This is a genomic window from Bacillus sp. X1(2014), from assembly GCF_007678255.1.
In genome coordinates this window covers 267,056-285,327 of record NZ_VEED01000007.1, presented here as the reverse complement: position 1 = coordinate 285,327, position 18,272 = coordinate 267,056, and the positions used below count along the sequence as shown (strand labels likewise).

12 protein-coding genes are annotated in these 18,272 nt (G+C 38.3%); 10 read left to right on the top strand and 2 right to left on the bottom strand.

The window, feature by feature from the left end; translation table 11 throughout:
• Positions 1 to 304: 304 nt before the first annotated feature.
• Positions 305 to 427, top strand: coding sequence for a hypothetical protein (locus FS608_RS31315; protein ID WP_260871700.1), 123 nt, complete (start codon positions 305 to 307; stop codon positions 425 to 427).
• A gap of 239 nt (positions 428 to 666) precedes the next feature.
• On the opposite strand, the gene FS608_RS15740 is transcribed toward FS608_RS31315, so the two are convergent.
• Both FS608_RS15740 and FS608_RS15735 read right to left on the bottom strand, forming a co-directional pair.
• Positions 667 to 882 (bottom strand): hypothetical protein, encoded by a 216-nt coding sequence (locus FS608_RS15740; protein WP_144552605.1) that lies wholly within the window; start codon positions 880 to 882, stop codon positions 667 to 669.
• Positions 883 to 1,080: 198 nt separating this feature from the next.
• The gene (locus FS608_RS15735) at positions 1,081 to 2,208 is read right to left on the bottom strand and encodes a GntR family transcriptional regulator (protein WP_144552603.1); all 1,128 of its coding nucleotides are present in this window, start codon (positions 2,206 to 2,208) and stop codon (positions 1,081 to 1,083) included.
• 280 nt (positions 2,209 to 2,488) lie between these two features.
• Between FS608_RS15735 and araD the strand changes: the two genes are divergently transcribed.
• The 9 genes from araD (at position 2,489) to FS608_RS15690 (ending at position 18,209) form a co-directional block, all read left to right on the top strand.
• Positions 2,489 to 3,184 carry an L-ribulose-5-phosphate 4-epimerase gene (gene araD, locus FS608_RS15730; RefSeq protein WP_144552601.1) on the top strand — a complete coding sequence of 232 codons (696 nt, stop codon included), beginning with the start codon at positions 2,489 to 2,491 and terminating at the stop codon, positions 3,182 to 3,184.
• Positions 3,185 to 3,295: 111 nt separating this feature from the next.
• On the top strand, positions 3,296 to 4,786 hold the full coding sequence (araA, locus tag FS608_RS15725; protein WP_144552599.1) for an L-arabinose isomerase: 1,491 nt from the start codon (positions 3,296 to 3,298) through the stop codon (positions 4,784 to 4,786).
• Between the two features lie 102 nt (positions 4,787 to 4,888).
• On the top strand, positions 4,889 to 6,484 hold the full coding sequence (locus tag FS608_RS15720; protein WP_144552597.1) for a xylulokinase: 1,596 nt from the start codon (positions 4,889 to 4,891) through the stop codon (positions 6,482 to 6,484).
• Positions 6,485 to 6,903: 419 nt separating this feature from the next.
• A complete protein-coding gene (locus FS608_RS15715; protein ID WP_222127361.1) occupies positions 6,904 to 8,580 on the top strand; it encodes a cache domain-containing sensor histidine kinase in 1,677 nt (558 codons plus the stop codon).
• 34 nt (positions 8,581 to 8,614) lie between these two features.
• Positions 8,615 to 9,820: a response regulator transcription factor gene (locus FS608_RS15710; protein ID WP_186328757.1), complete on the top strand. Its 1,206-nt coding sequence runs from the start codon at positions 8,615 to 8,617 to the stop codon at positions 9,818 to 9,820.
• Positions 9,820 to 11,703: a substrate-binding domain-containing protein gene (locus FS608_RS31310; protein ID WP_260871699.1), complete on the top strand. Its 1,884-nt coding sequence runs from the start codon at positions 9,820 to 9,822 to the stop codon at positions 11,701 to 11,703. Before FS608_RS15710 ends, FS608_RS31310 begins: the two co-directional genes overlap by 1 nt.
• Positions 11,704 to 12,023: 320 nt before the next feature.
• A complete protein-coding gene (locus tag FS608_RS15700; RefSeq protein ID WP_144552591.1) occupies positions 12,024 to 13,991 on the top strand; it encodes a family 43 glycosylhydrolase in 1,968 nt (655 codons plus the stop codon).
• A 103-nt stretch (positions 13,992 to 14,094) separates the two neighbouring features.
• Positions 14,095 to 16,839: a family 43 glycosylhydrolase gene (locus FS608_RS31650; RefSeq protein WP_313958720.1), complete on the top strand. Its 2,745-nt coding sequence runs from the start codon at positions 14,095 to 14,097 to the stop codon at positions 16,837 to 16,839.
• Between the two features lie 359 nt (positions 16,840 to 17,198).
• Positions 17,199 to 18,209 (top strand): substrate-binding domain-containing protein, encoded by a 1,011-nt coding sequence (locus tag FS608_RS15690; RefSeq protein WP_186328756.1) that lies wholly within the window; start codon positions 17,199 to 17,201, stop codon positions 18,207 to 18,209.
• Positions 18,210 to 18,272 lie beyond the last annotated feature (63 nt).

The window sequence follows — 18,272 nt, the reverse complement described above, 5'->3', positions numbered from 1 at the left end:
TAAGTAGAGACCTCGGAGAGGTCTCCCTCTGACAAAATAGGTGGAAAAACAGTGAAAAAGTCAAAAGGGGTTCGGAAAGTAAACATTCCGAACCCCTTTTGTCGACAATCTGAGATATCCCGTTAAAGGGATATCTTTTTTTGTGCATTTTCCAAGAGTATAATGACGAGTTTAAATGTGAATTATTTTCCGTGTTGAGCTATGGCGTGGGGAAATTAGAGATAATTTCCTACTTTTCAATGGTTAGGACAAAGGTTGTCAGCTCAAATTCCCCTTGAATAGGAAAAAGGAGAAGAATGATCATATGGCAACTTTTAGAGTTACAAATCCTGCAGACAGCGGATCAGGCACTCTTCGTGAGGCTATTGAAATTCTGGCAATCTCAGTGACACGATTGTCTTGGCTGTGTCACCCCCGATTACCTTAACAAGTCCAATAGCTATTAATAAAGACTAAACGATAAACGGCCAAGGCAGGACAATCAGCGGCAGCAATACTACGCGTATTTTTACAATTAGTAATACATCCCCCTCTGAAACTACCACATTAACATCAGCAACGTAACCTTAAAAAATGGTTTTAATACTTCCAGTACTGGCGGCGGGGCCATTCAAAATAATGGCGCCACATTGATTGTGTTAAGGTCTACTTTTTTGAACAACAGTTTTAGTATGGCACCGCAATTGCGAATAATATATCGGGTACAGTTACTATTTCAAATAGTACATTTACTGGCAACTCCGCTAACTTTAGCGGAGCGATCGCGAATTTTGGTACAATCACTACCATGAATAACACGTTCTCTAACAATAGTGAACCATAGACTATTGGTGTGTAAGGCAGCTCAGTATTAATCCAAAATTTAAAAGAAAGATTAATCAACTCCTCCTAGTAAAATATATTTTACGAGATCCTTTGGATTTTATTAAGATAAAACACTACCCAAAGTGATGAATCTTCACTTGGGTAGTGTTTTAAGTCTTATTCTTGATTTTAATGAAAAAGGTGAAATGGACCATTAGACTTTATACGAGTCTGATGGTCTATTTCATTGATTGTTCATATGTGATTGGAAACTTACTAACTTTGTACCTTCACAAATGGAGCTGTAGAGTTTCTTATGACTAAATTTGGCTCATATACAATGGATGGAGGACGATCCCCTTTTTTCTCAACAGCAGAAACAATCCATTTAGCTGCTTCAATGCCCATTTCCATTTTAGGATGGGCAATAGATGTTAGTTTCACGTCTGTTGCCACTGCCAAAGATGAATCATCAAAGCTCACGATTGATATATCCTTAGGAACACGAAGTCCAAGCCGTCTTACCAGATTTAAAACATTTAATGCAAGCTGATCGTTGTAACAAACGATTGCGGTAGGCATAGAGTTTGTTCTAAAGAAATTCTCTAATCGTTCCAACAAGTTGTTATTTTGATCTTCTGTTGTAAAGGAAATGACCATTTCTGGGAAAAATGGAAGGCGGTGTTCTCTAAAAGCACGGATAAAGCCTTGCATTCGGTTTACACCTTGAAGGTCATCGTTTTTAAAAAGTCCAATGATTTTTTCGTGTCCAAGCTTAATTAAATGTTCAGTTGCAATAAAACCGCCATGTTCATCATTCATAATCATGTGTGGAGGCATCAACTGAGAATAGAATTGGTTAATCATTAAATAAGGAATGTTGTTTTGCTCCAATTCCAGATAGTAATGTATATTCGGGTTGTACTGGTTGCTTTTTGTAGGTTCTACGATAAGTCCATCAATATTTCGGCTTACCATTGTCTGTAGACATTGTTTTTCCTTTTCCACATCGTTATCCGTACAAGCAAGGGTTAAAGTATATCCCTGAGCAGTTAAATGGGATTCAATTCCTTTTATAATGGATGGGAAAATATAATCAGAGATGTATGTCGTTATCACACCAATATTTTTCCCGTTTGTATTGGATGTATGGATGAAGGATGGAGTTTGCTCCATTGTTTGATCTTTTTTTAAGGAGCAAAAGGTTCCTGCGCCTTGTTCTCTATATAGCAAACCTTCGTGAACCAGATCCCCCACGGCTTGTCGAATGGTATGTCTGCTTACCCCGAACATTTTAACTAGCTCATTTTCAGAATAAATCTTTTCACCGGGTTTCACCTTTCCGCTCGTAATCCATTCTGTTATTTTTTCCTTGACTATAATGTATTTGGTTTTTGAAGCCACTATATCACCACTTTCAACTTTAAAGCACTATTTATAACATATACGTACAACATTTTTAATAATCATATCCTAACAAATAAATAACGAGTTGACTATGATAAATTTTTTTCTTTTAGAAAAGATCAAAGATTTATAGTTAATTAGTAAATTTAAGATAAAAATGCATTGTAAAAAATATAAAAGATGGTAAAATCTAAATTAAAGTTATACGTACAAGTTTAGGGGTTTTAATAAGTTGTAAGGATAACTTGAGTGAATTAGAGTAATAGGAGGAGCCAAAATGTTAGAACGATTGAAAAAGGATGTTTTGGAAGCGAATCTTCATCTGCCAAAACATGGTTTGGTCACTTTTACATGGGGAAATGTAAGCGGTATTGACCGTCAAACAGGCCTCGTGGTTATTAAACCAAGTGGTGTACCGTATGATGAGTTACATATAGATGATCTAGTTGTATTAGATTTGGACGGCAAAATTGTTGAAGGGACCTTAAGACCCTCTTCCGATACACCAACACACCTTGCCTTATATCGTGCCTTTCCACAAATAGGAGGAATAGTACATACTCACTCCCCATGGGCAACAAGCTGGGCTCAAGCAGGGCGGCGGATACCTGCCCTTGGTACTACGCATGCGGATTATTTTTATGGAGAAATTCCTTGTACACGTACCTTGACTGAAGAGGAAATTGAACGTGGATATGAGCTTGAGACAGGAAATGTCATCATTGAAACCTTTGAAAAGGAAGGCCTTGACCCTGTTGCAATGCCAGGAATTTTATTATCTGGTCATGCTCCATTTAGCTGGGGAAAAAATGCCAAACAAGCAGTACACAATGCTGTTGTTTTAGAAGAAGTGGCCAAAATGGCATTAAACACTTTTATGCTAAACCCGCAAATAAAGGAGATCGACCAATTCTTGCTTGATAAACATTATCTTCGAAAGCATGGTGTTAATGCCTATTACGGACAAAAGTAGTCTATGAGGAACATATTCGCCTTAAACTAAGGTAACTTGTACGTACGAATGCTTAATGAAGGCGAATTAATAATTTGATAGATAAATATCTTTTATATAGGAGGAATTACATTGTTAACAACAAAAGCCTATGAATTCTGGTTTGTAACAGGGAGTCAATTATTATACGGAGAAGATGTACTTCGTCAAGTGGAAGCAAACTCAAGAACCATTGTTAATGGTTTGGATGATGATTCTCGAGTCACCTATAAATTAATTTTTAAATCAGTAGTAAAGGATTCAGATTCAATTCGCAAATTGATGCTAGAAGCAAATGCGGACCAAAATTGTGCGGGTATCATTACATGGATGCACACATTCTCGCCTTCAAAAATGTGGATTGCAGGCCTTTCTTCGCTTCAAAAACCTTATCTTCATTTAGCTACACAATTTAACCGTGATATCCCTTGGGATTCAATCGATATGGATTTCATGAACTTGAATCAAGCAGCACACGGTGACCGTGAACATGGTTTCATTGCAGCACGTATGAATGTTAAGCGTAAAGTTGTAGTAGGGCATTGGGAAAACCCAGAAGTAAGAGAGCGTGTGGGCAGCTGGATGAGTACAGCTGTAGCGTTTGAGGAAAGCAAAAACCTTAAGATTGCGAGATTTGGTGATAATATGCGCCAAGTTGCTGTAACTGAAGGTGACAAAGTAGAAGCACAAATTAAGTTTGGCTGGACAGTTAATGGTTACGGAGTTGGTGACCTGGTTCAACGCATAAATGATGTGACTGAACAAGAAGTGGATCAGTTAATGGCTGAATATGAACAGCAATATGATATTACTCCTGAAGGACTTACTGATGGTCCGGTTCGCGATTCCATCCGTTATCAAGCGAGAATTGAGCTTGGCATGAAGGCATTCTTGACGGAAGGCGGCTACACAGCATTCACTACTACTTTCGAGGATTTGCATGGCATCCGTCAGCTTCCTGGTTTAGCGGTACAGCGTTTAATGGAACAAGGCTATGGTTTTGCTGGTGAAGGTGACTGGAAAACGGCTGCTCTTGTAAGATTGATGAAAATTATTGCAGGCAACGAAGGAACTTCCTTCATGGAAGATTATACGTATCATTTTGAGCCAGGGAATGAAATGGTTCTTGGTTCTCACATGCTTGAAGTATGCCCATCCATCTCTGCCACTCGACCTAAAATCGAGGTTCATCCACTTGGAATCGGCGGTAAAGAAGATCCTGCCCGAATTGTATTTGATGGAAGGGGCGGCTGCTCAGCATTGAATGCGACCATCGTAGACCTTGGACATCGTTTCCGTCTTCTTGTTAATGAAGTGGAAGCTGTACAGCCAGAAAAAGACATGCCAAATCTCCCTGTTGCCCGGGTATTATGGAAAACCCAACCATCCTTAAGTCAAGCCGTTGAAAATTGGATTCAGGCTGGAGGAGCCCACCATACTGGCTACTCTTACAAAGTAACAACTGAACAGTTGAGAGACTTTGCTGAATTGACTGGAATTGAGATGGTCGTAATTAACAACGATACTAAAACCGAATCTTTCAATAACGAATTACGTTGGAATGAAGTCATTTACCGTAAATAGTAAAAAAGTTAAGATGATTTAAATAAAAATAATGAACAAAACAAGGGGCTATTAGAGATAGTAGCCCTAATTTTCAGCTTTAAGGTTTGGGAGGGAAATAACATGAAGCTTGATATAAAACACACCATTCAAAGTGGAAAAACAGTTCTTGGTATTGAACTTGGTTCAACTCGAATTAAAGCAGTTCTCATTGGAGAAGATAATGTGCCGATCGCATCGGGCAGCCATGTCTGGGAAAATAGCTATGTGAATAATATATGGACCTATAATGTAGAGGATATTTGGAAGGGTGTACAAGACAGCTATCAAAAGATGGCCAACGAGGTGAAACTGCAATATGGCGTCACCTTACAATCAGTTGGAGCAATAGGTTTTAGTGCGATGATGCATGGCTATATGACATTCAACAAAGAAGGAGAGCTTCTGGTACCTTTTCGCACCTGGCGTAACAATATTACCGAACAGGCTTCAAAAGTACTAACAGAACTATTTAATTACCACATTCCTCAAAGATGGAGTATTGCCCATTTGTATCAGGCCATCTTGAATCAGGAAGAACATATTTCTGACATTAGCTTCCAAACAACTCTAGCTGGTTATATCCATTGGAAACTGACCGGACAGAAGGTTTTGGGTGTTGGTGAAGCCTCCGGTGTATTTCCAATTGACTTGAATACGAAGAACTATAATCAGAAAATGATTGATCAATTCAATGAATTGATTGCATCTAATTATCTGCCATGGAAACTTGAAGATATTCTGCCAAAGGTTTTGGTCGCGGGTGAAAACGCCGGAGTCCTTACAGTAGAAGGAGCAAAACTTTTGGATGTTACCGGAGAGCTGAGGGCTGGTATTCCACTTTGCCCGCCTGAAGGTGACGCAGGAACAGGTATGGTCGCAACAAACAGCGTAGCGAAGCGTACTGGTAATGTTTCTGCCGGAACTTCTGTTTTTGCAATGGTTGTACTGGAAAAGGAACTGTCCAACGTCTATTCCGAGATCGACCTTGTTACCACACCAACTGGTAACTTGGTAGCTATGGCTCATTCTAACAACTGTTCTTCAGACTTGAATGCATGGATTGGATTGTTTGACGAATTTTCAAAAGCAATGGGTATGGAAGTTGACATGAATAAGTTGTATGGAACTCTCTATCATTTGGCTCTTCATGGAGATTCGGATTGCGGCGGCCTGCTCGCTTATGGCTATCTTTCAGGCGAACACATTACCCACTTCGAAGAAGGTCGTCCATTGTTTGTTCGTTCAGCAGATAGCAATTTCAACCTGGCTAATTTCATGCGTGTACATTTATTTACAGCTTTGGGTGCACTGAAAATTGGTATGGATATTCTTCTCAAACAAGAAGAAGTAAAACTGGATGAAATCCTAGGTCATGGCGGCTTGTTTAAAACCAAAGGTGTTGGACAGAGTATCATGGCCGCTGCTCTCAATGTTCCAGTTTCCGTTATGGAAACGGCAGGAGAAGGTGGAGCATGGGGGATCGCCCTGCTTGCCTCTTATATGATTAACAAAGCGGATAATGAAAAGTTGGAAGAGTATTTAAGCCATAAAGTATTTGCAGAAAAAGCTGGTTTGACGATGTCTCCTGATCCTAAGGATGTAGAAGGCTTTGAGCATTTTATGAAACGTTATACTAAGGGACTGGCCATCCAAAGAGCAGCTATAAACGCTTCTTAAATGGAGATCATATATTTTGTTTAAACAACAAGAAATCTATTAAATTCTATAAATATGGAGGGTCCGCTGCAGCGGATTTTTAATAAAACTCCCTATAGAAATGATCGTGGATGAAATAAAATCTTATAATAATCCTCAAAAAGCAATGTTTTACGGCATTGCTTTTTGGTATTATACTTATAATACAAAAGTCTATATATCGACATAAAATGCGTATAACTAGTATGATAACCTAAAAATTTTATTGATAACATCTTTTTTGAAAGGGTATTCATCTTTAAAAATTAATTTTTTACTTCATAAAGAATTAACAGGAGGGATAGATCATTTATTGGTTTTTTAGAAACAAATCTTTATATTTTAAGCTTATTTGTATATTTATTACAATTATCTTACTATCTATAACCATTTCAACAGCATTGCCGGCTCATCAATATTCAAATCAGATTGAACAACAAGCGAATGATCATACGAGGAAAGATATTGAGCAGGTGAAAAAAAATATTGAGTCACATATTAAGGAATTAGAAAATATTACAGAGTATTTAAGCAGGACCGAAAATGTAAGCGATTTTTTGCTCGTACAAAAGTCCTCTGCGGGTCTGCAATCTAAAATAAAAACGCAAATGAAAATGTATACGGACACACACCCAGAGATTGCTGGGGTTTTAATAGTTAATAAGTCCGACGTGTTAATTAGTAATGAAATGTCCAGAACGACAAGGGATCCCCTAACCAATGAGAGTTGGTATAAGCAAGCAGCTAATGCTCCTTCTGTGATTCATTTGGAAAGCAGGCCAATCGGCAGGAACCTCACCACAAGTCCAAAATACAGCGCGGATGAAGTCCTTTCAGTCACCAAAGCGGTCATAAATGAAAAAACAGGTGAAGTTTTGGGAGTTATTCTGATAGATTGGAAGCTTGATACAATTAATAATGAAATCCGGAATATGGGCTTTGGTGCGCATGGATTTGTGTATGTTATAGATGAACAGTCTCGTATAGTGTATACCCCAGTTAATAAAATCGTGTATCGTATAAAGGATTCTTGGTTCAATAATAGAAAATCAGGAAGCTTTATTAAAAACATTCAAGATACTGATTTCCAGGTGATGTATGACTACTCTGAATATACCAAATGGAAGATTGTTGGAGTTTTCTCAATTAACGAAACGCTTGCTTTTATAAAGGATATGAGATGGACTGCAGGAATAATAGCAATGGTTGTGTTAATTCTGGCCATTATTGCAGCCGCTTTTTTCACATCGTCGATTACCAGGCCTCTCGGCCAACTTAGCTCGCTAATGAAAAAAGCAGCACAAGGAGATTTGGACAATAAATTTGAGAGTAAAAATGAAGACGAAATTAAACAGCTTGGAGTCAGTTTTAATAGCATGATTGAATCGATTAAAAACCTTCTCAACCTGATTAATTTGATAGAGAAACGAAAGCGTGAGGCAGAGTTAAAAGTTCTGCAAGAGCAAATTAAGCCTCATTTTCTTTACAATACATTTGATACCATTAAGTGGATGGCCATGGAATATCAAGCAAAGGACATTATGGACGTGATTGATGCGTTGACAAAACTTTTTAGGATTGGCTTGAGTAAGGGAAAAGAAAGTATAAAGGTATTAGAAGAGATCGCGCACATAGAAAGTTATCTGATTATTCAGATGACTAGATATGAAGATAAGTTTGATTATGTTATCGACGTGCAGGAGGAAGCGAGAGAACTTTTTGTTCTCAAACTCATTTTACAACCTCTCGTAGAAAACTCGATCTATCATGCAATTAAAACCAAGAGAGGTCGAGGAAAAATACTAATTCAAGTAAAGATTATTGATAACAAGCTTTTTCTAAGTGTAACGGATGATGGAAGTGGAATGAATCCAGAAATGATAACAAAATTAAATCAACGACTGCAAAAAACAGGGATGATAGGCGGTGAAGATTCGAGCGGATATGGAATGTTGAATGTAAATGAAAGAATAAAGCTCTCTTTTGGAAATGACTACGGGTTAAATGTTCATAGCATAGAAAATCAAGGTACAACAGTAGAGATTTGGCACCCAATTGTACGAGATGTGTCAAGTTGATAAGTTTTTCTTTCATTTAATAGGGGGGATGAAAGTGTTGAAATTACTTATTGCTGATGATGAACCTAAAATTATTAGGGGTCTGAAAAAATCGCTGAATTGGGATGAATGGAATATACAAATTGCAGGTGAGGCTCAAGATGGGGAGACTGCATATGAGTTGGCGCTGGAGGTCAAGCCTGATATTCTTTTTTTGGATATTAATATGCCTTTCCTTAATGGATTGCAATTGATTGGAAAACTAAAAAATGAACTGCCTTCATCCATTATTATCATAATTAGTGGACATGATGAATTTTCTTACGCACAGGAGGCCCTGCGATTAAATGTTTTTGAATACTTACTAAAACCGGTTAATCCTGATGACTTGAAAAGAACTGTTACCAAAGCGGTCAACCATCTAAATGAATCTAGAAGAAGTAATCAAAGGGTCCAATGGATGAATGAGCAATTGGAAGAGAATGTCGATTTGGTTAGAAACAGCTTTCTATGCAAGTGGGTTAAAGGGCAGTTAAATGAAGAAGAAATACATAAGCAGCTCCACTATTTTCGACTAGATTGGGGAAAAGTTGGGATCTTTGTAATGAAGCCTATCAGGCTAGCTGCTGAAGGAAATATCGGAGATGCTTGGGAAATGGACCTATTGTTTTTTAGCATGCAAAACATTATCGATGAATTACTCGAGGCTTTCGAGCCGCGTGTTGTCTTCCGGGATGAAAGCAATCATATCGTAGCAATGATTCCTTTGGAAGAGTTAGAACCAATGGATCTATTATGTGACCAATTTGAAGAGGTTATCGAAAAGTTGACAAGTAAAAAAATAATGATAGCCAAAAAAGTTATAGAAAAGCCACCAACCGAAATCCCAGATGTTTATAGTCATTTCATCAAAGAGCTTAACGAACAATCTATGATTCTGCCTGTAGTTATATTGGCTAAAAGATATATTGAGAGACACTATTACAAACAAGATTTAACCCTCCAGGAGGTAGCTCAAGAAGTTAATGTTAGTCCAAGTTATTTAAGCCGGCTTTTAAAGGAAGAATTAGGTTCTTCCTTTATCGATTACTTAACCCAAGTCAGGATTCAATATGCGATTAAATTTATGGAAAACCCATCATACAAAATTTATGAAATTGCGGATAAAGTCGGTTATAACACTCAGCATTATTTTAGTACAGCTTTTAAAAAGGTAATGGGTGTATCTCCTTCTAATTATGTTAAGGAGGCAGGGCATTAGTGAAAGCTGGGTTTCGGATTAAGAAAAGATATTGGATGACAATTTTAGTCTTAATAATCCTTGGATGGTGTGGCTATAAAGCAGCGCATGCTTCTCACCAGTCGAATGAAGGGACAAAATTTGTTATAGGTGTGTCCCAGGCAAATTTAACTGAGCCTTGGCGAGTAGCAATGAATAATGAAATTAAAAGTGAATCAGATCGATATAAAGATTTGCACGTGATTTATACTGATGCTGCTCATAGTATTGATAAACAAAAGCAAGATATTAATAAATTACTAGATTTTGGGATTGACTTATTGATTATCTCCACTAATGATTCCAAAAGTCTAACACCTATAATCGCTAAGGTACATAAAAAAATACCTGTTATCGTCTTAGGTCGAGCAATCGATGGGTATGATTATAGCTTATTTATTGGACCAGCCAATGAGGTAATTGGTAGAAACGCAGGGCAATTGATAGCGGATCTAGCTGGAGATAAGAAAGTAAATTTAGTAGAAATACAAGGGCTCTCCCAATCATCTCCAGTGATTGAAAGAAGTAAGGGCTTCAATGAAATAATCGAAAATCATCCGAATATTCACCAGGTGGATACGATAGTTGCAGATTGGAATAGAGATAAAGCCGAAGATGAAGTAATAGTGAGGCTAAAAAAGAACCGCAAAATCAATTTCGTCTTCGCACATAGTGATGCAATGGCTCTTGGGGTACATAGGGCATTAGAAAAAAAAGGGATTCAAGGAGTTAATATCATTGGCGTGGATGGACTAGAAGGTGATGATGGAGGACTTGATTTGGTTAGACGTAACATTTTGAAGGGGACCTTCGCCTATAGAACGGGTGGCAAAGAATCTATTCAGTATGCAATGGATCTATTGCAAGGCAAATCGGGTATTCCCAAAAAAATTCTTTTACGTGTGAATAAAATTACGAAAGATAATGTGGACCAATTTGTACAAACAAAGCAAAATACATTAAATATTTCTAAACAACAAAAAAATAAGATTGAACTAGGATTTGTACAAGTTGGTGAAGAAAGTAGCTGGCGAGCAGCCAATTCCAGCTCTATCAAAAAAGCCGCCCAAGACTTTGGAATTGAGCTTAAATTTAAAAATGCCAACCAAAGTATAAATAATCAAATAAAAGCTATTCGGAACTTTATTCAGGAAAGGGTAGATATTATTGCGTTTTCTCCGGTTGTGCTAACGGGGTATGAAGATGTTTTGAAAGAGGCAAAAATGGCTGGAATCCCTGTGATTCTGACGGACCGGGAATTGAGCCTAAAAGATGATACCCTTTGGCTGACCTCTCTTGGCTCTGATTTTCAGGAAGAGGGAAGGAGAGCTGCCAGATGGCTTTTAGAACAAACCAAAGGAGTAAAAAAGGACATCAATATTGTTGAATTGCAGGGGACACCGGGTGCTTCACCGACTGTTTATCGGAAAAAGGGATTTGAGGAGCTGCTAAGAAACCATTCGAACTATCAGATCATCGCTTCTCAATCAGGGGATTTTACGAAAGAGGCAGGCAAGAGTGTCATGAAAGATTACCTGGAAAAGTATGGAGAGGAAATTCAGGTAGTTTACGCCCATAATGATGACATGGCGCTGGGAGCGATTGAGGCCATCGAAGAGTATGGGAAAAGGCCTGGTAAAGACATTTTGATCATTTCAGTAGATGCTACAAAAGAAGCCTTTAATGCCCTGTTTGCAGGTAAATTGAATCTGACAGTGGAGTGTAATCCTTTGTTAGGGCCCGAATTAATGAAAGTGATAATGGACTATAAGGAAGGAAAAGAGATTCCGGTCAAAATCGTCACAGAGGAAGGGATTTTTAGTCAGGAGAACGCCAAACGGGATTTCATTAATCGCGCTTATTAATACTAGAACTACTAGGAACAGGGATAGAAGAATTGATCATGGTTATTGCTTATATGAACAATAATAAGCTTCATTTAAACATCTAGTGAATAGACCTTGAAACCACGGTAAAAGTGGTTTTAAGGTCTATATTTCTTTTTTGGATACTTAATTAAACTAGTAAGTAAAGTTTCTATTGATAAAATGTTGCTATAAAAATAATGTGTTGTATTTTATAAAATATCGTAGATTTTTATAAAGATTGTCAACAACTGATTTGATATACTCTCACATATGAAAGCGTTTAAATATGATCATTTAAGGAGGTATTACACAACCGTATGAGAAAAGTAGTATCGAAAATTATGTTATCAACACTACTATTATCATCCTTTTCAACTGCAGCCTATGCGGATAACCCTATCATTAAGGATAAGTTCACCGGAGACCCGGCTGCGCTCGTTCAGGGTGACAAGGTTTATCTCTATGCAGGACACGATGAGGCAAATGCAGGTGGAAACTTCTATTACATGCCAGAATGGGTTATTTATTCTACCACTGATATGGTGAACTGGAAACAAGAGGGGTCACTAAGCGTCAAGGATACCTTCTCATGGGCAAGGGAAGATGCCGCATGGGCGAGTCAAGTAATCGAGAGAGACGGTACCTATTATTGGTATGTTGCCACTAATAATAAGGACGGTAGTGGATATTGTATTGGTGTAGCTACCTCCAAAAGTCCAACGGAAGGGTTTAAGGACGCACTTGGAAAGCCATTGATTACCAATCAAATGACGACTTCAAATATTTCTTGGGATGATATTGATCCTACAGTAATGATAGATGATGGACAGGGTTACCTATACTGGGGAAATTCGTATCCATACTATGCAAAGCTCAAACCGAACATGATCGAGCTGGACGGGGAAATTCAAAAGGTTACCATCAATAACTTGAAAGGTGGTTTCACAGAAGCTCCGTGGATTCATAAGCGAAATGGCAAATATTATTTATCATTTGCTCATAATTGGCCAGAAGGTCTAGCTTACGCAATGAGTGAAAGCCCTACCGGTCCATGGGAATATAAGGGAATGCTTATGGATCCGTTCACCTCAGACCCTAATGATAAAAACAATAGTAATACTAGTCATCAATCCATTATTGATTTCAAAGGAAAGTCGTACATTATTTATCATACCGCTGCTTTACCAACTGGAAGTTCATACAGACGCTCAGTCTCAATCGATCGATTATACTACAATCCCGACGGCACAATAAAAAAAGTGGTCCCAACTTCCACTGGCTTGGATGGTGAAGGACAAAAGCTGCAGTCGTACAGTTTCCTAGATCGCTATATTAGGCACTATAACAATGATGCACGGATTGATCCTTTAGATGCATTAAATGTTTCAAATTTTGATTCCAGATGGCAGATAGTCCCTGGACTAGCGAATTCAGGAGAGGAGTATGTTTCCATTCAGTCTGTGAATAAGCCGGGATATTATTTAAGACATAGTAATAATGTTCTCGCTCTTGTAAAAAATGATGGTACAAATCTATTCAAAGCTGATGCCACATTTAAAAAGGTTCCAGGTTTATCGGATTCGAACTGGACTTCCTTTCAGTCATATAACTTCCCGAATTTATATATTAAGCAAAAAGATTACTTATTGAAGTTAGAGCAAGTGAATACCGAAGGGGATAAAGAGAATTCAACATTTAAAATGTCAGAAGCAGATGTAAAGGATGTCCAACTGGATATTGATAGCCTTACACTGCAAGAAAATGATGAAAGCAGTATGTCTGCTGTTGTATTACCAAATAGTGTACTTAATCAAAAAGTGACTTTTATTTCCAGCGACCCTAATGTGGTATCCATTTCTAAACCAACATATAATCCTGAAGATGGTAAGACAACCGTTACAATTACTGCAAAATCTCCTGGTAAGGCTGATATCATTGCCACAACTGACGAAGGACAATTTACTGATTCGGCTACAATTACTGTAGAAAAACAGTTGCCTACAACTATAAAGGATTTAAAAATATCTGTGAATAATAGAAAAGTAATAATTGAGGGCTATCTGACCCAGAAAAAAGGGACGGATGTGGCTGTTAGAGTTACAGCACCTAATGGCAAATTGGATTATCTTGATCAAATTACCACTGAAGATGATGGTAAATTCAGTTATAACTTTACACTTTCGAATCATGCAGCTGGCAAATATGATGTCAGTCTCGGTGCGACAGGCTTAAATGAAATTGTGAATACCAGCTTCCAATATAAGCCCGGACCACAAAATCAATAAATATCTTGGAATACTTAACTAGGTATCTAAGCACTAGTTTAGGAGAGACAATCTAGTAAACTAAAAGTCAATCTTATATAAGAATCATAAGGAGGGATTAAATTTGAAGTTGAAAAAAACAATTCATTGTGCACTGGCAGTCACACTTTTGTCGGTTCCAACAACGGTTGTTCCTTCTTGGGCTGCAACATTAACTCCAGAAACAACTAGTGCTGTTCAACAGTCAACTGGAAGTGTTTCAGTAACAGAGGAAGGCCTCACATCTTGGTATAAATTCGATAAGTTAAGCGGGACATCCATAACTGATGCCTCTGGTCATGGCAAGGATGCCACCGTTATGAACGGGGCTTCCCTAACGACGGTGGACGGTAGGACCGGTATTGATCTTGATCATACGAAAAGCCAATATGTGCAGCTACCAACAGGTATTATGAGTACTCTGGATGATTTCACCATCTCCACATGGGTATATTTGGATTCAAAAACAGGTGATTGGACTCGAATTTTTGATTTCGGAACAGGAGCTAATGCAGGTAAAATCTTCCTTACTGAAAACTTGTATTTGGATGTAGTAGGACGAGTTGCAGATGCAACTCCGAGTGCTCCGAAGGTCGGTGAATGGACACATATCTCTATCAGCAAAACCGGAACAGCTTACACAATCTATGTTAATGGCAAGGTTGGTGCCACGGGAACTTCAACCAAGAAACCGTCGGATTTCGGGGAAACTGCCTACAACTATATCGGAAAATCGAATTGGCCCGATCCTTATTTAGACGGTAAAGTGAGTGATTTCCGCATCTATAACAGAGGATTGAGTGCGGATGAAATCCAGCAGGTTGTCTCAGAATCTATGACTGACCAAGAAGCCGTTGGAAGGATTGCAGGAACACTGACTCTTGGTGATACTTCAAAAGTCATACAAGATTTAAAATTACCTGTGACTGCTGACGGTGGGGTATCGATTTCTTGGAAATCTGACTCTCCTTCAGTAATTTCCAATACAGGTGAAGTGACAAGACCTGAAAAAGACCAACAGAATGCAAATGTATCCTTAACAGCAACAATTAACCGGAATGGATACTCAGAAACGAAAAACTTTGCGGTCACTGTGCTGGCTGACAGCATCGTATCTATTGAACCGGTAGATCTAAGAACAATGGTAGATTTCCCGCCAAAGTTTCCTAAGAAGGTAACTGTACACCATTTCGATGGTCATACTGAGCAACTTGATGTAGAATGGGACCCTATTTCAAATGATGATTTCTCACAAGTTGGGAAGCTTGAAGTAAAGGGATCGGTTTATGGTGCCAAAATCCAGCCTGTTGCCAATATAAGTGTTACTAAGATTGCTAAAGTTGACGAGGTGAACGTTAAGGCAAAACAGGGCACCGCTCCACAGCTTCCATCTACTGTAGATGTACATTATAGTGACGGATCTACTGGAACACTCAATGTGGATTGGGCAGAAGTGAACAAACAAGATTATTCCAAAACCGGAACCTTTACTGTAAAAGGCGAGGCGACAACCTATGAATATACTGACCCCTTGATTGAGCAAAGAGCAGATCCTCACATTTTTAAACATACAGATGGCTATTATTATTTCACAGCATCGGTTCCTGAATATAACCGTATTGTGTTGCGGAGAGCAAAAACTCTTCAGGGCCTTGCCACTGCAGAGGAAAAAGTAATTTGGACCAAACACGCTACAGGGGATATGGGAGCGCATATTTGGGCCCCTGAAATCCATTTTATCGATGGAAAATGGTACATTTACTTTGCAGCGGGAGCAGCGGAAGATATTTGGAAAATCCGTCCATATGTTCTCGAGTGCGGAGATGCGAACCCACTCACAGGAACATGGACAGAAAAAGGCATGATGCAAAAACCAGCAGGCAGTACGGCCTTCGCCAATTTTTCTTTAGATTCCACCACATTTGAGAACAATGGCAAACGTTATTTCGCCTGGGCACAGAAGGATGGCGGAAATTCAAATCTTTATATCGCGGAAATGAGTAATCCATGGACGATTGCAGGGAAACCGGTTATGATCTCCACTCCGGATTACGCTTGGGAAAGACAGGGATTTTGGGTTAATGAGGCACCGAGTGTTTTAAAACGGAATGGGAAAATATTCATGACTTTTTCTGCAAGCGCCACCGATGCTAACTATAGTTTGGGGTTATTGACCGCTTCGGAAACTAGTGATTTATTAGATCCTAAATCATGGAAGAAATCGCCAGAACCCGTGTTGAAAAGCGATGAAACAACCGGCCTGTACGGACCGGGACATAATGCCTTTACTGTTGCGGAAGATGGGAAAACGGATATCCTTGTTTATCATGCCCGCTCCTACAAGGATATTCAAGGAGATCCCCTGTATGATCCAAACAGGCATACAAGAGTGAAGAGAATAACTTGGAATGCAGATGGTACACCGAATTTCTCAAGTATTCCAGTAAACGGAAAAGTACCAGGACCTACTATTCCGGTAGAGGCAAAAGTAACTGTTGATGACAATGCGGATTTTTCGGTCGTCACTGATTTTAGTTCATCAAAACTACAACCGAAAGAAAAGTTAAGTGCTAAAGTTCAGCTTATTAGCAATAAAAGTATTACCCAATCTATTTTAGTGACAATGGTTCTATATGACGGTGAAAATAGACTAATAGAATCCCAATCTCAGACCCAAAGCATAGCAGCAAGTTCTAAGTCATCTTTTTCTGTGAGTATGAAGCTTCCTTCCAAATTGGATGGTCACAAAGTGAAGGTATTTGTGTGGGAAGGTGAGGATATTGAATCCTCATCACTAAAGCCTGTATCGGCCCCGAAAGTCTTGGAATAGAACTAGTATATGAAAAAGGTAGTATCAAAAATATATGGGTAAAAATAGAAATACCAAATCAGCCAAGTGCTTTTTAAAAAAGCCTTGGCTTCTTCTCAATTATCCTCTCCCCAGTTCAATCATAGATGATAATACTAATCCGATTTACCTTTTAACGCTAGCTTAATCAAAAAATAGCAGATTATTATAAATAATTCTTGATTTTTATAAATACATTTATTGTTTTTTTCTTTAGAATCATTCAAAGAGAAAAGAGTGATATAGTCCTCTAAAAAAGAGATGAGGACAGTTCGAATGGTATGTACAGTGAACTTTTATTGTAATCGCTTTCTCTATGAGCTTTGGAAGGGGGTTCATAAGTGAAAAAACTATTACTAATTTATGTCTTTCTGTTAATCTCCTACTTTCTTTATATGTATGATTATCATTTTAATGAGTCACACTTATCCCATTTAGAGAAAATTCAAAGAGAAAGCCAAGAGGGAATTAGTGAGAAGTACGTAATGGTTACTTTCCAGTCAGGAATTGACTATTGGAAAGGCTCCTTAAAAGGGTTTGAGGATGCATCTCAGAAGTTGAATGTATCAGTTGAGTACCGTGGAGCAACACAGCATGATATACATGAACAAATTACGGTAATGGAGCAGGTAATAGCCAAAAAGCCAGCAGGTATTGCGATTTCAGCTATTGACCCTGACGCTTTATCTATCACTTTTGAAAAAGCAAAGGATGCGGGTATTCCTATCGTTTTATTTGACTCAGGTGCTCCCTCGGACAATGTGTCTTCTTTTTTAGGTACGGATAATTATAAAGCTGGCATAACGGCAGCGCAAAAGTTAGCTGAATTAATGGGTGCTAAAGGAAAAGTCGCTGTTATAACATCACCAAATCAATTAAATCATCAGGAAAGAACAAAGGGATTTCTAGACACAATTAAGAAAACAGCAGGAATAGAGGTGATAGCGGTAAAAGATGGAAAGGGAGATCAGATTGTTTCAAGTAAGGTCGCCATGGACCTTTTAAAGAAGCATCCAGATTTGAAAGGGATTTTTGCTACAGAAGCCAATGGAGGGGTTGGGGTCGGTGAAGCTGTTGGTATTCTAAAGAGAAATCAAAAAGTGAAAATTGTAAGTTTTGATACAGATAAACCAACTCTGGATTTGATAAAAGACGGTACTATATCTGCAACCTTGGCTCAAGGTACTTGGAGGATGGGGTTTTGGTCTTTACTGTACTTATTTGATCTCCAACATAAAAATTCTCCAATAATAAAACGTGAATTTTCAGATCAACCTCAAATGACATCATATGTAGATACAGGGATTTCTATTGTTACTAAAGAAAATGTAGAAAATTACTATGCAAAGTGAGCCACCAAGAATATGAGAGATTTAAAGAAATTGGACAAAAATAAACTTTTTATAATAAACAAT

Excerpts from the sequence above, each read along its gene's own strand:
- FS608_RS15720 (WP_144552597.1), top strand. The coding sequence starts at position 4,889 with ATGAAGCTTGATATAAAACACACCATTCAAAGTGGAAAAACAGTTCTT.
- araD (WP_144552601.1), top strand. The coding sequence starts at position 2,489 with ATGTTAGAACGATTGAAAAAGGATGTTTTGGAAGCGAATCTTCATCTG.
- FS608_RS15700 (WP_144552591.1), top strand. The coding sequence starts at position 12,024 with ATGAGAAAAGTAGTATCGAAAATTATGTTATCAACACTACTATTATCA.
- FS608_RS31315 (WP_260871700.1), top strand. The coding sequence starts at position 305 with ATGGCAACTTTTAGAGTTACAAATCCTGCAGACAGCGGATCAGGCACT.